Here is a 17,942-nt window from a genome sequence, read left to right as displayed (position 1 = left end):
AAAAACTTTCCTTTATTCTTGAAGGAATGTGAATTTCGGTTTAACTTTGGGCCACCAAAAGAGCAGTTAAAAATATTGCGAAAATGGTGTGAAATTTAGGGCTAATCTACTACAGCCCCTAAAAAAATGGTTTTTATAACCTACGTTCATTTTTGCCTAAATTTTTTATAACAATAAATCATTTGGATACTCATAAATAGTTAATTCTTCAGGAAAACAATTTATAATTATAAAAAATTTATAATACTCAATATTAAGTATAAAATATCATATTATAGATACCACCAAATAGAATTCGAAGTATCAACAAGAAAATTAGTACAATGGACTTACCTACGATGCAATATTGTTGCAAAATACCGAACAGAACTATACAGAGTTATACTTCTCTAACTGCAGTTTTTCTCTTGATAAAACTATTTAGCCAAATTCAACCAATAGTATAAGAATTCTTTTACAAGATCAAGCTACCATAAAGCAAGGCTTTCATTATAGTCATTATTAGAAATGATAATCGGGCGGATGCATAAGTCCGCCGGTTTTAGTTTTTCATTTGTTGTCTGAAAAACATTGTTTGGTGACAAATCCCCCTTAATCTCTATTTGATCAGGTACATAAACCTGTCCTACGGAAGGAAGAGGAAATATTTGTAGAAAAATTCACAACGGATTCAATGCATTAATCAGTCTAATTTCCTCATAATCAGCTAAATCAGCGAAAAAAATTGACCGCTCTTTGATTTTATTTTGTTGTAGCAATGCGGTGCGTTGGGTGCCGATTAACAATGGGCTGTCGGGGGTGAACCATTGTGATCCTTGGCGTAACACCAGATTACCAATGGAGCAATCCGTTACCTTGCCATTTTTAATAATCATAATCTCATCGCAATCGCCTTTTTGTTTCAGTAATTCGTTGAAAATGGCGCGGTTGCTATATTTCAGGTGGTAGTCAATGTCATCGCAAATCACGGGCTGGAAGCGTTGGTAGGTTTTGCGTTGATAGGGTAAACATTGCAGGTGATATTGTGTGGCGTTGTAGTCAATTCGGCAGCGGATAATCTGGCTTTGAAGGTTTGCCCAAAGTGCGGTGTTTTTTTGCAGAATTTTTGCGAGAGAAAAAATTTTATAAGGTTGCCCTGCATAAAACTCACGCAGGCTGTTTTCATAACGCTGTTGGTGTAGGGCAAGATTTTGCACTTGTCCCTTTTCAATGCATAGAGTTTCAAAGAGTGGATAATTCATTTTTTTATCTATTTCAATGGGATATAAATTTTCTCTAACAATTCTTGATACTCTTGTCTAGCATCGCTTTGAATAGTAATGCCACCGCCACTGTGGAAATAATAACGTCCATTTTGTTGCGAAATAAAGCGAATTGCCACCGCACTTTCCAGGCTCTCGCCGTTAAAAATACCAAACACGCCAGTGTAATAGCCCCTTGGTGTCAATTCTGCTTGTTGAATGGTGGCGACGGTTTTTTCTTTTGGTGCACCGCTGATTGATCCAGCGGGTAAAAGCTGGCTGAGCATTGTGCCGATGTTGGCTTGCCAGTTTTCCTTAAGATCGGCACAAATCTCTGAACTTGTCTGCCAGATCGCACCACGTTCGGTGAAAATCTTTTCTAAGTAACGAAAGCGTTTTACTTGCACATTTTGCCCTACGATAGCCAGATCATTACGCATTAAATCCACAATAGTGTAATGTTCCCGTTGCTCTTTTTCGCAATTGAGCAATTGATTTTCTGCATCAGGTAAATTGGCGTTAATCGTGCCTTTCATTGGGTAAGTGAAAATTTGGTTATGCGCGATTTTCACGAAAGGCTCTGGGGAAAAGCAGACAAACTCTTTTTTAAACAATAGTTTATATTTCGCTTGCGTAGCAGAAAAAAGCGTATTGAGATCGTAATTGATCGCAATCGGCGTGGCGTAAGTCAGATTAAGCAAATAGGAATTGCCTTGCTGTAGCGCCTGTCGCACAATCTCAAAACCTTGCTGATAAGTGGCGAAATCAATGGGAAATTTTTCTAGCTTAAAGGGCTGTTTTGGGGTTGCTTTTTGTGCCGTTGCAAGATTATTTTGGCTGGCAAATTCAAACCAAATGCCTTGCTCTGCGCATTGTGTAAGAGGGCAAATGATGGGTTTTTGCTGTTCAAAATCAATCAAAAAGAAAAAGGGCGTGCGTTGCGTACCTAAATGGTTGGCTTGCTGCACAAAGTGATTAAATGGCATAAGGGCGATGAATCAAGTAAGATAACAAACATTTTGGTCATTGTAGTGAATCCCTGAGATGAACACAAATTTATTAATTATCAATAATCACGATTCTTTTACCTATAATTTAGTGGATTTAATTCGTCAATTTGACGTGCCGTTTTCTGTGGTGAATGTGGAACAGCTAAACCTTGATGAAGTGGACAATTTCAGCCATATTTTGATTTCCCCCGGCCCTGATGTGCCGAGTGCTTATCCACAACTGTTTGCGATGTTGGAACGCTATCAGCATAGCAAATCCATTTTGGGCGTTTGCCTTGGGCATCAAACCCTGTGCCAGTTTTTTGGCGCAACCTTGTATAATTTGCCGCAGGTACGACACGGGCAGGCAAAGCAAATCAAAGTGCGGTCAAATTCTGCCTTATTTTTCGGCTTGCCTACGCAATTTCAAATTGGGCTTTACCATTCTTGGGCGGTCTCGCAGCAGCATTTTCCGCCCCAATTGGAGATTACCGCCACTTGCGAAGACGATGTAATTATGGCAATGCAGCATCGTCATTTGCCGATTTTTGGCGTACAATTTCACCCTGAATCCTATATTTCAGAGCAGGGCAAAGCATTAATTGCCAACTGGCTGAAAACTTAAAGCTATCAATGAGTTAATGATGTATAGTTTTAAGCTATCAAATCTATCATTTATATCCATTTTATTTGTAAGGGATTAATCCCTATTATATTTCCAACAAAACAGAGGAGAACATACTATGGCAACAAATATCGGCTTAGACAAAGCGACTTCAGAAAAATTAGCACAAGAACTCAATAACTTACTTGCGACTTATCAAGTATTTTATATGAACGTGCGCGGTTATCACTGGAACATTAAAGGGGTAAACTTCTTTGAATTACACGCAAAATTTGAAGAAATTTATGATGATTTAGTGGTGAAAGTGGACGAAATCGCAGAGCGTATTTTAACGTTAGGCTACACCCCAAGCAATGCGTTCAGTGAATATTTAACCAAATCTTTAATCAAAGAACACACAGGCGTGAGTGCAGCGCAAGACTGTTTAAGTGGCACATTAAGCGGTTTCAAAACCTTGTTAAAACAACAACGTGAAATCTTAGCCTTAGCCGCTGATGCAGATGATGAAGGTACCGCTTCACAAATGAGCGACTACATCAAAGAGCAAGAAAAATTAGTGTGGATGTTTACTGCTGCTTGTGAAAGCTGCAACAGCTAATTTTTCTCGTAAAAAAGCAAATAAAAAACCACCGCACTTTTAAAGAGCGGTGGTTTTTTTATTTCTTTTTACTGATTAGGGTCAATCAGCCTTATAGCCAATTAATATTGGCTTGGATCATAACCATAATAAGCATTGGTTAAGATCACTTCCATATCTTCCACTAATGGTAAGCGTGGGTTGGCTGGTGAGCATTGGTCTTCAAAGGCAAGCAAGGCAATATCACGGCGTGCGTCAAGCCAAGTTTGTTCATCAATGCCTTGTTCTTTGAAAGACATTTGAATTCCTACGCTAGCAGCTAAATCATAACAAGCTTGGGCGAAAGATTTCACGCCTTCTTCTGGGGTTGAGCAAGGCAAACTGAGCATACGCGCGATTTCTTGGTATTTCACATCAGCTTTGTAATGATTGTATTTCGGCCAAGTTGCCACTTTTTGCGGACGTGTGCCGTTATAACGAATAACGTGCGGCATTAAAATCGCATTGGTACGTCCGTGTGGGGTGTGGAAGCGTCCCCCAATTTTGTGCGCGAGCGAGTGGTTCATTCCTAAGAATGCATTGGCAAATGCCATTCCTGCCATTGTGGAGGCGTTGTGCATTTTTTCTCTTGCTTGAGGATCTTTTTCTTTCACTGAACGCTCGAGGTTTTCAAAGACCAATTTGATGGCTTGTAAGGCTAAGCCGTCAGTGAAGTCGTTGGCAAGCACGGAAACATAGGCCTCTGTCGCGTGGGTGAGTACGTCTAAGCCCGTGTCGGCGGCAACGTGAGCCGGCACGGTCATTACTAATGCGGGATCAACAATGGCAACCGTTGGGGTGAGTGAGTAATCTGCGATTGGGTATTTTTTATCCCCCTCGGTGATTACTGCAAATGGCGTTACTTCAGAACCTGTACCTGAAGTGGTTGGAATACCAATAAAGCGTGCTTTGCGTCCTAATTGTGGGAATTTGAATGCCCGTTTGCGAATGTCCATAAATTTTTGCACTAAATCGCGGAAATCCACTTCAGGTTGTTCATAGAATAACCACATTACTTTCGCCGCGTCCATTGATGAGCCGCCGCCTAGGGCAATAATGGTGTCTGGTTTGTAGCTACGGATTAGCTCAACCCCACGGCGTACGGTTTCAATGCTTGGATCTGGCTCAACATCGGCGAATAATTGATAGGTAACGTGATTGCCGCGTGCGGTGATTTGTTTCGCAATTTTTTCTACAAAGCCTAAATCTACCATTGTGCGGTCGGTGATGATTACCACGCGTTCCATTCCTTTCATTGATTGTAAATATTGGATTGAATCCCGTTCAAAATAGATTTTTGAAGGCACTTTAAACCATTGCATATTATTTCTCCGTCTGCCCACTCGTTTAATATTTAATAAATTCACCGCACTTACGTTGTTGCCTACGGAGTTTTTACCGTAAGAACCACAACCGAGAGTTAAAGATGGCAAGAAGGAGTTATAAACGTCCCCGATACCACCGAAAGTGGACGGTGAATTCCAAATCATACGAATGGCTTTCACACGCTCACCAAATTCTTTGGCAAGGGCTGCGTCTTTGGTGTGAATGGCAGCAGAATGGCCTAAACCGTTAAATTCCACCATTTGCTCGGCAAGTTTCACCCCTTCTTCACGGGAATGGGATTTAAGCAAGGCTAGCACTGGGGAAAGTTTTTCACGGGTGAGCGGTTCTTTTGGCCCAACTTCTTTACATTCAGCTAAAAGAATATTGGTTTTTTCTGGCACTTCAAAACCTGCTTGTTGCGCGATCCAATGGGCGGGTTTACCCACTACGTTGGCGTTTAATTTTGCCCCTGCACAGTTTGCGCTGTTCGCTTTCGCGCCGAACATAAATTCTTCCAACATCGCTTTTTCTTTTTTATTGACTAGGTAAACGCCGTAAGATTTCATCTCTTTAATGAAATCGTCATAGATTTCCGCATCAACAATCGCCGCTTGTTCAGATGCGCAGATCATTCCGTTATCAAAGGCTTTGGACATTACAATATCGTGTACCGCTTGTTGAAGATCAGCGCTTTTTTCCACATAAGCTGGCACATTTCCTGCCCCTACGCCTAAAGCAGGTTTACCGCAAGAATAAGCCGCCTCAACCATTGCGTTACCGCCTGTGGCTAAAATGGTTGCGATACCTGGGTGTTTCATTAAGGCTGCTGTGCCTTCCATTGATGGTGTTTCAATCCATTGAATACAATGTTTTGGCGCACCCGCTGCCACCGCAGCATCATAAACAATACGCGCAGCATGAGCGGAAGATTGTTGTGCAGAAGGGTGGAAAGCAAAAATAATTGGGTTACGAGTTTTGAGGGCGATAAGGGCTTTGAAGATGGTGGTGGAAGTTGGGTTAGTGGTCGGCGTGATACCGCAAATCACCCCAACAGGGTCGGCAATTTCGGTAATGCCTGTGACATCATCTTCATTAATCACCCCAACGGTTTTGAGATTTCGCATATTATTCACCACATATTCGCAGGCAAATAAATTTTTCGTTGCTTTATCTTCAAACACACCGCGCCCCGTTTCTTCATAAGCGTGCATCGCAAGCACACCGTGCTGATCCAACGCCGCCACCGAGGCTTTCGCCACGATATAATCAACCTGTTCTTGATTGAGCTGGCGGAATTCTTCTAAGGCAACTAAGCCTTTTTCCACCAAGGCGTTCACTTCTGCTTGAGCTGGGCTAATTGTGTTTTCAACCACGTTACTCATAATGATTTCTCCTAAAGTTTTAAATTGATAATTTTTTTCTGCGAAAAATTATACCTACTTGGAGGGATAAGAGCGTAAACAATTTTGCATTAAAAGAGTAAACTGTGATCTAGATCAAATGGTAAAAATACGCTTATTTTACAAGTATTTAACTCCATTTTAACAAATGGCAAAATTGTCTTATTTTTTAAAGAGATCCAACCATCAACAAAGCAAAGTGGAATTAATTTAAAAGGTGAAAAAAATCGCTTAAAATCTATGTAGTTGATAATGATTCCTATTTGTTGAGGTTAAGTATGAACGAACGTATTTCTTTTGCTCAATTACTCAATTCTTCTATTTTACTCGGCTTTCTCGTGCTAGTTGGCTGGTCGGTGGCTTATTGTTATAACTGGGGATTGGCTTGGTATTATGGCTATCCTTGGGATATTGTTGAAGTGGGAAGATCAGATATTGCACGCAGTTTATTCCACGTTCTCGGTGTATCTGCGTTTATGCTGCTGGCTTATGTTTTAGGAATTAAGCTATTGATTTTATTAAAAGCGAACTCTCGTCATCGCCTTTTAACTTTGTTCGCACGTTGCTAACCTGCTTCATTTTAAGCTTCCCATTATTTTTAGAAATTACTGTGCTGATTAAAGTGTTCACGCTTTATAGTTTATTAATTTATCTTGCTGGGCTGTTCATCGTCAGCTTGTTATTATGTCGTTTTTTCACTCGTTACAACATCTGTATGCTATGGCAATTTCTCACCACAAAACAAATCAACATCGTGCCGAGCAGTATTTTATCCTAGCCAAGAACTGCAACAGCCTGATTTTAGGAAAAAGCTATGAAAAGGGCGGTAAGGATTTCTATTTAATGCCTTGTCATTACGGTATCAAAGGGGATATTTGCCATATTGTGGCGAGTATGGCAGAAAAATAGCTTCTTTCCTCAACAGAAAAGTGCGGTGGAAAATACCGCACTTTTTTTGCCATTTTATTTATAAAAGCAAAGATTTTTTGCTTTATTGTTTACTAATAAGAAAAAATGTATTCACGAAAGAGGGCTTTATCTCCCAATTCTGCGGCGTAAAATACACCTCGTAAAACAAATTAATTAAACAGAATTAGGAGCGTAAATATGAATACAGTATTTCATTCAGCAGATAGCCGTGGCAATGCAAATCACGGTTGGTTAAAAAGTCGCCATACCTTTAGCTTTGCCAATTATTATGATCCAGCGCGTATCCATTTTGGTGCATTGCGTGTGATCAATGATGATTATGTGGAAGGTGGAATGGGCTTTGGCACACACCCACACGACAATATGGAAATTATTTCTATTCCATTAAGTGGTGATTTAGCGCACAAAGATAGTATGGGCAACGGCAGTGTGATTCGCCAAGGTGATATTCAAGTAATGTCAGCCGGCACAGGCATTACACACAGCGAAATGAACCCAAATGCGGACACACCAGTGCAGTTTTTGCAAATTTGGGTGCTTCCAAATCAACGTAATGTGACACCACGTTATCAGCAAATTAGCATTGCTGAAGGGGAAAAACGCAATGATTTCCAACAAATTCTTTCACCGAATGCCGATGATGAAGGCGTGTGGATTCACCAAGATGCGTGGTTCTCTCTTGCGAAATTTGATCAAGGTACGAGCAAAACTTATAACCTTCATAAAGCAGGCAACGGCGTGTATGCTTTCGTATTAAAAGGCAACGCGACGATTGCAGGAAAACCGCTATCAAGCCGTGATGGTTTAGGTATTTGGGATACCGAAAGTTTCGATGTGGTGGCCGATTCCGACACAGAAATTCTGTTAATGGAAGTGCCAATGGAATTACCACAATAAGGGCTTAAAACATAAAATCGCTTATCTTTCGGGGTAAGCGATTTTTTTATAAAACAGAAGTGCGGTGGAAAATTTCCGAGTTTTTCACCGCACTTTATCTTTCACCGTTAGTTAAAGGTGTTACATTGGCTTGGCTCGCCAGTTTGCAAACCGCGTTTAAACCACGTTAAACGCTGTGCAGACGTGCCGTGGGTAAAGCTGTCTGGCACGGCATAGCCTTGCGAGCGTTTTTGTAAGCGATCGTCCCCAACCGCTTCAGCAGCGCGGAAGGCTTTTTCTAAATCGCCCGTTTCAAATAAACCTGTTTTTGCTGCTTGATTAGCCCACACACCGGCAAAACAATCTGCCTGCAATTCTAATTTAACCGAAAGCTGATTGGCTTGCGCTTGGCTAAGGCTTTGCTGCGCGCGATGGACTTTAGGCAAAATACCAAGCAAGTTTTGGATATGGTGTCCTACTTCGTGCGCGATCACATAGGCAAAAGCAGATTCCCCTTCAGCGCCGAGTTGATGTTTCATATCACTATAAAAAGACAGATCCAGATAAACACGATGATCGTTCGGGCAGTAGAACGGCCCCATTGCAGATTGTCCTGTGCCACAGGCGGTGGAAGTTGCGCCATTGTATAGCACCATAATAGGCGGGGCATAACGCTGATTTTGTTGCGCGAAATAGTTTCCCCACACGGTTTCTGTATCCGCTAATACCACTCGAGAAAGACTATTTAGCTCTTGTTCTTCTTGGCTGCTTACCGTATGGTTAGCTTGGCTGCCAAAATCAGGTGTGCCAACAAGCCCTGATAAATCAACGCCATAATAAGCACCAACCAATAAAATAATAAAGCCGAGCACGCCCGTTTTTTTACCGCCGCCGAAACCGCCTCTTGCACTTCTTCTGTCTTCCACATTGGAACTTTCTCTACGACCTTGCCAACGCATAATTTTTCCTCAGTTACTAAAATTGGCGGCTATTTTAGTATAAAAGAAAGAAAAGTGCGGTGCTTTTTTACGAAGAATTTTCAATTAATGTAAAGATCAAGATTATTTACAAAAGGCATATAGACTTATGAAGATGAATTGGGTAGGCTTAGCAGCCTAACTCAATGTTTTATAAATAAGGAGCTAAAAATGGGTTTATTTGATTTTGTTGGCGATATTGGTCGAAAACTTTTCTCTAAAAAAGAAGAAGCCTCGGAAGCTGTGGAAAAACACATTGCGGAAGATAATCCAGGGGTGGAAAATCTTTCGGTTAAAGTGGAAGATGGCGTGGCTAAAATTGAAGGTAATGCCGCCTCTGCGGAAGCCTTAGAAAAAGCGATTTTAATGGCAGGCAACGTGGTAGGCATTAATTCAGTGAATGTTGATGGCGTAGCCATTGAGAACGGTGAAAGTTTGGCAACTGATGAAGAGTTTTATGTGATCCAAAAAGGCGATACCCTTTGGAAAATCGCAGAAAAAACCTATGGCAATGGGGCGAAATACACCGCTATCGTTGAAGCCAATAAAGAAGTGATCAAAGATGCGGATAAGATCTTCCCTGGTCAGAAAATTCGTTTACCAAAATCACTTTAATTAACCATATAGCAAAAGCCTTATTCTGTAAGGCTTTTCTTTTTTAGTGTAAAAAATAGCCAGTTGTGGTTTTTTATTTCTCAACATCTCGACTGGCGAGCGTTGTATCGCTATAATTTGGTGTCTTTTTAACTTTTTACTAACGTGTTCGGTGTTAGTGTTCGCCGAGTGCAAATTCATTTTGAGGTAACATAATGTCATTTAATATTGAAACAACTCAAGGTCTTGAGCGTAGTGTAACTATCACCGTTCCAGCTGAAACCGTAGATCAAGCGGTGCGTGAAGAATTAAAACGTGTCGCAAAAAATGCACGCGTAGATGGTTTCCGTAAAGGTAAAGTACCACCACATATTATTGAAAAACGTTTTGGTGCATCTGTGCGTCAAGATGTGTTAGGTGATTTATTACAAAAACACTTCTTCAATGTGCTTGTAGATAGCAAAGTGAATCTTGCTGGTCGTCCAAGTTTCAATGTTGAACAGTTTGAAGCAGGTAAAGATCTTGTTTTCACAGCAACCTTTGAAGTGTATCCAGAAGTAGAATTAAAAGGTTTAGATCAAATTAAAGTAGAAAAACCAGTTGTTGAAATCAGCGAAGCAGACATTGACAAAATGGTTGATGTGTTACGCAAACAACAAGCAACTTGGGAAGAAACTCAAGAGCCAGCAAAAGCTGATGATCGTGTAACTATTGACTTCGTTGGAAGCGTTGATGGCGAAGAATTTGAAGGCGGCAAAGCCACTGATTTCGTATTAGCAATGGGACAAGGCCGAATGATTCCAGGCTTTGAAGAAGGTATCATTGGCCACAAAGCTGGTGATCAATTTGATATTGATGTAACCTTCCCAGAAGAATATCACGCTGAAAACTTAAAAGGTAAAGCAGCGAAATTCGCGATTACCTTGAAAAAAGTAGAAGTAATGGTATTACCTGAATTAACAGATGAATTCGTGGCAAAATTCGGCCCGAATACCAAAACTGTGGCAGATTTACGCGCAGAAATCGCGAAAAATATGCAACGTGAATTGAAAAATGCCTTAACTGCACGCGTAAAAAATCAAGTTATCGAAGGTTTAATTGAACAAAACCCAATTGATGTACCAGCTGCAGCCGTTGAACAAGAAATTGAAGTGTTACGCCAACAAGCAGCACAACGTTTTGGTGGCAATGCACAACAAGCGGCACAATTACCACGCGAATTATTTGAAGAGCAAGCAAAACGCCGCGTTCAAGTTGGCTTATTGCTTTCTGAAGTGATCGCATCAAATGAATTAAAAGCGGACGAAGCACGCGCTGACGCAATGATTCAAGATATTGCTTCTGCTTACGAACAACCAGCAGAAGTGGTGGAATACTACAAAAACAACAAAGAATTAATGAACAATATTCGTAACGTTGTTTTAGAAGATCAAGCCATTGATGCCGTGTTAGCGAAAGCACAGGTAACTGAAAAACCAGCATCATTTGATGAAGTAATGAATCCACAAGCATAATTTGCTGTAACTCATTGATTTCAAAGTGCGGTCGTTTTTTTCACAAAAATGACCGCACTTTTGTTATATAATTCACCCTTCAAGTGGCTTGAACTTAACTCAGTGCAAAGCAATGGTTTAAATTCAATTTACTATAACTTTTTATAACCCCTTGATAGAAAAGGAAAACCAATGGAGAATACAATGGCTTTAATTCCTATGGTGGTTGAACAAACCGCGCGTGGCGAACGTTCTTACGATATTTATTCACGTTTATTAAAAGAGCGTATTATTTTTCTAAGCGGTCAAGTTGAGGACAATATGGCGAATTTAATCGTGGCTCAACTGCTGTTTTTAGAATCAGAAAATCCAGATAAAGATATTAGCCTTTATATTAATTCACCGGGCGGTGTGGTAACGGCAGGAATGGCAATTTATGACACAATGCAATTCATCAAACCTGATGTGCGTACCCTATGTATTGGGCAAGCCTGCTCAATGGGTGCATTTTTGTTAGCGGGCGGTGCACCAGGTAAACGTGCGGCATTGCCAAATGCACGCGTGATGATTCACCAACCGTTAGGTGGCTATCGTGGACAAGCTTCGGATATTCAAATCCACGCACAAGAAATCTTAAAAATTAAGCACACCTTAAATGAAAGATTAGCATTCCACACAGGACAGCCTTTTGAAAAAGTGGAACAAGACACCGACCGCGATAATTTTATGACCGCAGAAGAAGCGAAATTATACGGTTTAATTGATGAAGTATTAGTGAAAAGAGAAACGGAATAAGTTATGACAACAGAACAACAACCACATTGCTCCATTTGTGGAAAAGAACGCAGTGAAGTGAAAAAGCTCCTTCAACGCGAAGATGGATATGGCGCGATTTGTAACGAATGTATTGAGCTTTGCCATAATTTGCTGGTTGATGCCGAAAAGCAAGAGCAAGCGGAAGCAAATCAAACTACAGAATTACCAACCCCACACGAAATTCGCGCCCATTTAGATGATTATGTTATCGGGCAAGATTATGCCAAAAAAGTGCTAGCGGTAGCGGTATATAACCACTACAAACGCCAGAAAGTAGGGTATAAATCAGATGACGTGGAATTAGGTAAAAGTAACATTTTGCTAATTGGCCCAACAGGAAGCGGAAAAACCTTGCTCGCGGAAACCTTAGCCAGAACCTTAAATGTGCCTTTCGCAATGGCAGATGCCACCACACTAACTGAAGCAGGTTATGTGGGGGAAGATGTGGAAAACGTGCTGCAAAAATTATTGCAAAATTGTGATTATGACATCGAAAAAGCAGAAAAAGGCATTATTTACATTGATGAGATTGATAAAATCACGCGTAAATCTGAAAACGCCTCAATCACCCGTGATGTATCAGGGGAAGGTGTACAACAAGCCTTGCTGAAATTAATTGAAGGCACAATTTCTTCCATTCCACCACAAGGCGGACGCAAACATCCACAGCAAGAAATGTTACGCCTTGATACGTCTAAGATCTTGTTTATTTGTGGTGGCGCGTTTGCAGGCTTAGAAAAAATCGTAGAAAAACGTGTTCACGTTGGCAGTGGTATCGGTTTTGGCGCGGAAGTAAAAGGGCAGAACGATAAAGCCACGCTGACCGAATTATTCACTCAAGTTGAGCCAGACGATTTAATGAAATTTGGTTTAATTCCAGAGTTTATTGGACGTTTGCCAGTGATTGCACCGCTTGCAGAATTAGATGAAGAAGCCCTGATTCAAATTCTTACCGAGCCGAAAAATGCTCTCACCAAGCAATATCAAGCCCTGTTTGGATTTGAAAATGTAACCCTTGAATTTACTCGCGAAGCCTTAGTGGCAATGGCGAAGAAAGCGTTAGAGCGTAAAACTGGCGCACGCGGCTTGCGTTCTATCGTAGAAGGATTGTTGCTTGACACAATGTATGACTTACCATCAATCGAAAATCTTGAAAAAGTGATTATTGATGAAAATACCGTTGTGGATAATGAACCACCGAAAATGATTTACAAATCTTAAGGGCAAAAGGTTTAAACGGGTCTAAAATAAAGTGCGGTGGAAATTTTTCAATTTTTCCACCGCACTTATTTTTTTAGCTAAATTTTTGTTGGCGTAAGCGTTTTAAAATCTCTTTGAGTTTACTTTCAAGTGGCGCAGTAAGCGTTAAGGTTTCTTGCGTTTTCGGGTGTTCAAGACGAATAGCATAAGCGTGCAAAAACAACCGATCTAAACCTAATTCCGCCATTTGGCTATCAAACTGTTTATCGCCATATTTGCTGTCTAAGGCGATAGGGTGGCCTGCGTATTGTGTATGTACGCGAATTTGGTGAGTTCGCCCAGTAACAGGGGAGGCTTTTACCAAGGTGGCATTGTCATAGCGTTCTTCAATGCTAAATAAGGTTTCTGACGGTTTGCCTTGCTCGCTTACGCGCACAATCCGCTCTCCGCCAGCTAATTCATTTTTCAGCAAAGGGGCTTTAATCGCTTTACAGTGAGATTGCCATTGCCCACGCACTAAGGCGAGATAATCTTTGCGTACGGTTTTATTACGCAGTTGCTCGTGTAAATGACGCAACGCCGAACGTTTTTTCGCCACTAATAAAATACCTGAAGTATCACGATCCAGACGATGAACCAATTCTAAAAAACGCGCTTCAGGACGCAATGCTCTTAAGGCTTCAATCACACCAAAATCCAAGCCACTGCCGCCGTGTACCGCAATACCCGAAGGCTTATTGAGTACCAATAACGCATCATCTTCAAAAATAATTTGCTGTTCTAATTGCGCAACTTTGTTGAGCTTTTTTGATACCGGTGCTTGCGTTTTTTCACTCACGCGCACAGGTGGCACGCGTACAATATCACCACTTTGTAGTTTATATTCTGGCTTAATTCGTCCTTTATTGACCCGCACTTCACCCTTGCGCAAAATGCGATAGATTAAACTTTTCGGCACGCCTTTGAGCTTATTTAACAAATAGTTATCAATGCGTTGCCCCGCTTCATCTTCGCTAATCTGCAACATTTTTACGCTAGGATTTACAATTTTTTCATCAGTTTTATTCGACATTGGTTTCATTTTATCCTTTGCAAAATTGGGCGGATTATAGCACAAATGCACGGATTTACCTTGCTAAAAAATCCCTATCGTTAGATAATAGAGCGAATTTTTGCCAGCTTACTGGGAAAAATGAAATAAACGCAAAGACAACGCCGCAAACGGCATAAGACGTTGTTTTATAAAATAAATTTTGTCTAAATTAATTTTGTTGCCGCGATAACAGAATAAAAAACGGACAATAAGTGTGATAAAAATCACCCACGCTTGCAAAATAATTATTTCAGTCATTTTGTTTGTATCGAAAATTGTTCTTCGATAACGCAATCAATGCACCCAGCAACTGACAGTCGAGAGAATGACATTTTGCGACAGACACGAGGTCGATTGCGAAGCCAAAGTGCGGTGATTTTTTATGACAAATTTAAGATAAAAATATAAGAGAAAATCGAATGAAAAGAATGTTAATTAATGCAACCCAAAAAGAGGAGTTGCGGGTTGCTCTCGTTGATGGGCAACGATTATTTGACTTGGACATTGAAAGTCCAGGCCACGAACAAAAAAAGGCCAATATTTATAAAGGCCGCATCACCCGTGTTGAACCTAGCCTTGAAGCCGCATTTGTTGATTACGGTGCGGAACGCCACGGTTTCCTTCCTTTAAAAGAAATTGCTCGTGAATACTTCCCTGCGGATTATGTGTATCAAGGTCGCCCAAATATTCGTGATATTTTGCACGAAGGGCAAGAAGTTATCGTTCAAGTAAACAAAGAAGAACGTGGTAACAAAGGAGCGGCCCTCACTACTTTCGTTTCCTTAGCGGGTAGCTATTTGGTGATTATGCCAAATAACCCGAGAGCGGGTGGCATTTCACGTCGCATTGAAGGGGAGGAGCGCTTAGAGTTAAAAGAAGCCCTGAGTTCCCTTGATGTGCCTGAAGGCGTGGGGTTAATCGTACGTACCGCTGGCGTAGGCAAATCCCCAGAAGAATTACAATGGGATTTAAAAGTCCTATTACACCATTGGGAAGCCATTAAACAAGCCTCTGAAAGCCGTCCTGCGCCGTTTTTGATTCATCAAGAAAGTGATGTCATTGTCCGCGCGATTCGTGATTACTTACGCCGTGATATTGGCGAAATTTTGATTGATAATCAAAAGGTTTATGAAAAAGCCAAAGCGCATATTAAATTAGTGCGCCCTGATTTCATCAACCGCGTTAAACTTTATCAAGGCGAAGTGCCACTATTCAGCCATTATCAAATTGAATCGCAAATTGAATCAGCCTTCCAACGTGAAGTGCGTTTACCGTCTGGCGGCTCGATTGTGATTGATGTGACTGAAGCGCTCACCGCCATTGATATTAACTCGGCACGCTCAACTCGAGGCGGCGACATTGAAGAAACCGCGCTCAATACCAACCTTGAAGCGGCTGATGAAATTGCCCGTCAATTACGTTTGCGCGATTTAGGCGGTTTGATCGTGATTGATTTCATTGATATGACCCCAATTCGTCATCAACGAGAAGTGGAAAATCGTATGCGTGATGCGGTGCGTCAAGACCGAGCGCGTATTCAAATTAGCCGTATTTCTCGTTTTGGCTTATTAGAAATGAGCCGCCAGCGTTTAAGCCCGTCTTTAGGGGAGTCTTCCCACCACGTTTGTCCGCGTTGTCAAGGTACAGGGAAAATTCGTGATAACGAATCACTCTCGCTGTCCATCTTACGTTTATTGGAAGAAGAAGCGATCAAAGAAAACACCAAACAAGTTCACACCATTGTGCCGGTGCAAATTGCTTCTTACCTGCTTAATGAAAAACGTAAAGCCATTAGTAGCATTGAAAGACGCCATAACGTAGATATTGTGGTTGCTCCAAATGAAGCAATGGAAACACCACATTTCAGCGTATTCCGTGTGCGTGAGGGTGAAGACGTTCACGAGTTAAGTTATAACTTAGCTAAATTACATCAAGATCAAGATGATAATTTTGCTGCAGAAGAATCTTTGGTTACGCGCAATATTGAAACTGCGGCAGTCACCACCGAAAGCGTGCTAGAAAATGCAGCGGTATCTTTAGCGATTGAAACGCCAGCGCCAATGCCTGTGGCGAAGAAGGACAATAAGCCTTCATTAATTTCGCGTATTTTAGCGAAAATTAAATCGCTCTTTGTGGAAGAAAAAGAAACAAAGAAAACGCCAAATCGCTCTAATAAAAATAACCGCCGTCGCAATCAAGAACGCCGCAACACGCGCCGTAATCGTAATGAAAATGGGCGTAATGTGGAAGATAAGCGTCAAGAGAAAGTGGTGGAACAAGAAACGCGTTCGTCCCGTAAGGCAAAAAAAGCACAAGCTGATGAAAACCAGCAAAATCATCTTGTTGAAACTAAGGTGATTGAAGAAGTGGTTGAGCAAGCGCAACCACGCCGCCAACGCCGTGATTTACGCAAAAAGGTGCGTGTTGCCGAAGTGCAAGAACCTGTTGCACCAACAACAGAAACAGCAGAAGTGGTCGAAACGCGCCAAGTTGCAGCATTACCTGTTCAAAAAGACGCTGTTGAAGTCAATGCAGTAGAAAATGTGGTAACGCCAGCGCTTGAAATTGAGGAAAATACAGAGAGCGGTGAAAAACGTCGCGATAATCGTCGCCGTTTACCACGTCATTTACGCGTGAATAATCCTCGCCGTCGCCGTCAATCGCAAGGCGAAGAAAAATCACCAATGCCATTATTTGCCGCCGTAGCATCACCAGAATTAGCCAGTGGTAAAGTGTGGATTGATAGCAATGTATTTACCAATAATAAAGGCAATGCGTTTTTATCCGTAGATGAATTGCTTGAGCAACAAAATAATCAATCGGAAGCTGCAGTGGTAACGCCGGCAACGAAATTGATTGTGCAAAACAGTGCTGATGAACCTAAACCATTAGCGGGATTTATTACTCAGCCTGCGAATGAATCGGTGGAGAAGAAAGTTCAGGCTTCTTTACAGCGTTTAAATTCAGTGAGTGCAGAGCCTGCGGCTAATGCAGTGGAAGATTTTTCTCAACCAGCAAAAATTGAGGAAAAAACCGACCGCACTTATGAATTTACAGGGCGTTTAGGTACGGTATCCGCCGTGGAGCATACCAAAGCGCAAATGACCTTGGCGAAAGCGATTGAAAGTGAAAATACGGCTTATCCAATCGTGCAATGGAAAGAGTCGCGCTATTATTTTTATGGGCGTGGTTCGGCTGGTCATCATAGTGCGATTAGCCACGTTTATTCCGAGCCAACCAAAGCGGTAGCCGAAGAATAACCGCTTTCCTGATTGAATTAAAACCGAGCATTAATATTCTTAATGCTCGGTTTTTTGTTTAAGCCCTAATCAAGTTGCTGTAAAAAAAAGCAATCAAATTAATTTTTTATTTTCTTGCTTGACTTGGTATAGCAAAATTCGTATTATTCACCTCGCTTAAATCACGGAGGAATGGTCGAGTGGTTGAAGGCACCGGTCTTGAAAACCGGCGAGGGTTTACGCCCTCCGTGAGTTCGAATCTCACTTCCTCCGCCATCAAATTATTGAGAAAGCCCTCTTTAATAAAGAGGGCTTTTTCTTTATCTAAAATTTTATTTGTTATTTTCTGTTTAGGGTTATTACGAAATTCTTTTCATTTTGTCATCTCCCGTTTTTCCTGGATAAAAATCTTGGGGCTGTAGTAGATTAGCCCTAAATTTCACACCATTTTCGCAATATTTTTAACTGCTCTTTTGGTGGCCCAAAGTTAAACCGAAATTCACATTCCTTCAAGAATAAAGGAAAGT

Annotated in this window: 15 protein-coding genes, 1 tRNA gene and 2 pseudogenes; 12 read left to right on the top strand and 6 right to left on the bottom strand. The window is 41.3% G+C overall.

The genetic code is table 11. The features are described 5' to 3' along the window. Positions 1-99 (top strand): annotated as a pseudogene (locus ACNAV8_RS11335) (IS1595 family transposase); the annotation flags it as partial. A 560-nt stretch (positions 100-659) separates the two neighbouring features. Here ACNAV8_RS11335 and ACNAV8_RS11330 read toward each other — a convergent pair. Then, complete coding sequence (locus tag ACNAV8_RS11330) at positions 660-1,241, bottom strand: aminotransferase class IV family protein (RefSeq protein WP_103855699.1); 582 nt, start codon at positions 1,239-1,241, stop codon at positions 660-662. Between the two features lie 8 nt (positions 1,242-1,249). After that, positions 1,250-2,227 (bottom strand): aminodeoxychorismate synthase component I, encoded by a 978-nt coding sequence (locus ACNAV8_RS11325; protein ID WP_103855698.1) that lies wholly within the window; start codon positions 2,225-2,227, stop codon positions 1,250-1,252. A 58-nt stretch (positions 2,228-2,285) separates the two neighbouring features. On the opposite strand from ACNAV8_RS11325, the gene ACNAV8_RS11320 reads away from it, so the two are divergent. Further along, positions 2,286-2,855 carry an anthranilate synthase component II gene (locus tag ACNAV8_RS11320; RefSeq protein ID WP_035687955.1) on the top strand — a complete coding sequence of 190 codons (570 nt, stop codon included), beginning with the start codon at positions 2,286-2,288 and terminating at the stop codon, positions 2,853-2,855. A gap of 118 nt (positions 2,856-2,973) precedes the next feature. Next, positions 2,974-3,453, top strand: a complete 480-nt coding sequence (locus tag ACNAV8_RS11315; RefSeq protein WP_103853920.1) for a Dps family protein — start codon at positions 2,974-2,976, stop codon at positions 3,451-3,453. Positions 3,454-3,554: 101 nt separating this feature from the next. On the opposite strand, the gene adhE is transcribed toward ACNAV8_RS11315, so the two are convergent. Then, positions 3,555-6,179, bottom strand: coding sequence for a bifunctional acetaldehyde-CoA/alcohol dehydrogenase (gene adhE, locus ACNAV8_RS11310; protein ID WP_103855697.1), 2,625 nt, complete (start codon positions 6,177-6,179; stop codon positions 3,555-3,557). A gap of 296 nt (positions 6,180-6,475) precedes the next feature. Between adhE and ACNAV8_RS11305 the strand changes: the two genes are divergently transcribed. From ACNAV8_RS11305 to ACNAV8_RS11295, 3 genes are all read left to right on the top strand, one after another. Beyond that, positions 6,476-6,766, top strand: a complete 291-nt coding sequence (locus tag ACNAV8_RS11305; protein WP_103855696.1) for a hypothetical protein — start codon at positions 6,476-6,478, stop codon at positions 6,764-6,766. A 115-nt stretch (positions 6,767-6,881) separates the two neighbouring features. Continuing rightward, positions 6,882-7,106, top strand: coding sequence for a hypothetical protein (locus ACNAV8_RS11300; protein WP_415777739.1), 225 nt, complete (start codon positions 6,882-6,884; stop codon positions 7,104-7,106). Positions 7,107-7,304: 198 nt separating this feature from the next. Beyond that, on the top strand, positions 7,305-8,024 hold the full coding sequence (locus ACNAV8_RS11295) for a pirin family protein (protein ID WP_103855694.1): 720 nt from the start codon (positions 7,305-7,307) through the stop codon (positions 8,022-8,024). Between the two features lie 107 nt (positions 8,025-8,131). On the opposite strand, the gene ypfJ is transcribed toward ACNAV8_RS11295, so the two are convergent. After that, entirely contained in the window at positions 8,132-8,962 is an 831-nt protein-coding gene (gene ypfJ, locus ACNAV8_RS11290; protein ID WP_103855693.1) for a KPN_02809 family neutral zinc metallopeptidase, read from the bottom strand. Positions 8,963-9,151: 189 nt separating this feature from the next. Here ypfJ and lysM point away from each other — a divergent pair, with 189 nt between their 5' ends. From lysM to clpX, 4 genes are all read left to right on the top strand, one after another. Next, the gene (lysM, locus tag ACNAV8_RS11285; protein WP_103855692.1) at positions 9,152-9,595 is read left to right on the top strand and encodes a peptidoglycan-binding protein LysM; all 444 of its coding nucleotides are present in this window, start codon (positions 9,152-9,154) and stop codon (positions 9,593-9,595) included. 194 nt (positions 9,596-9,789) lie between these two features. After that, positions 9,790-11,088: a trigger factor gene (gene tig / locus ACNAV8_RS11280; RefSeq protein WP_103855691.1), complete on the top strand. Its 1,299-nt coding sequence runs from the start codon at positions 9,790-9,792 to the stop codon at positions 11,086-11,088. Positions 11,089-11,271: 183 nt separating this feature from the next. After that, positions 11,272-11,862 carry an ATP-dependent Clp endopeptidase proteolytic subunit ClpP gene (gene clpP / locus ACNAV8_RS11275; protein WP_103855701.1) on the top strand — a complete coding sequence of 197 codons (591 nt, stop codon included), beginning with the start codon at positions 11,272-11,274 and terminating at the stop codon, positions 11,860-11,862. Positions 11,863-11,865: 3 nt separating this feature from the next. Beyond that, a complete protein-coding gene (gene clpX / locus ACNAV8_RS11270; protein WP_103855690.1) occupies positions 11,866-13,104 on the top strand; it encodes an ATP-dependent protease ATP-binding subunit ClpX in 1,239 nt (412 codons plus the stop codon). Between the two features lie 73 nt (positions 13,105-13,177). Here the strand turns inward: clpX and rluC are convergent, their stop codons facing one another. Further along, entirely contained in the window at positions 13,178-14,155 is a 978-nt protein-coding gene (gene rluC / locus ACNAV8_RS11265) for a 23S rRNA pseudouridine(955/2504/2580) synthase RluC (protein WP_103855700.1), read from the bottom strand. A gap of 440 nt (positions 14,156-14,595) precedes the next feature. On the opposite strand from rluC, the gene rne reads away from it, so the two are divergent. After that, entirely contained in the window at positions 14,596-17,436 is a 2,841-nt protein-coding gene (rne, locus tag ACNAV8_RS11260) for a ribonuclease E (protein WP_415777738.1), read from the top strand. Positions 17,437-17,601: 165 nt separating this feature from the next. Further along, a tRNA-Ser gene (locus ACNAV8_RS11255) sits at positions 17,602-17,691 on the top strand. Between the two features lie 156 nt (positions 17,692-17,847). Here ACNAV8_RS11255 and ACNAV8_RS11250 read toward each other — a convergent pair. Beyond that, positions 17,848-17,942, bottom strand: a pseudogene (locus tag ACNAV8_RS11250) (IS1595 family transposase); the annotation flags it as partial.

Origin of the sequence: Avibacterium endocarditidis, from assembly GCF_965138825.1 — a bacterium.
Lineage (GTDB): Bacteria > Pseudomonadota > Gammaproteobacteria > Enterobacterales > Pasteurellaceae > Avibacterium > Avibacterium endocarditidis.
The sequence above is the reverse complement of the archived record's forward strand: the minus strand, read 5'-3'. Positions and strand labels throughout refer to the sequence as shown.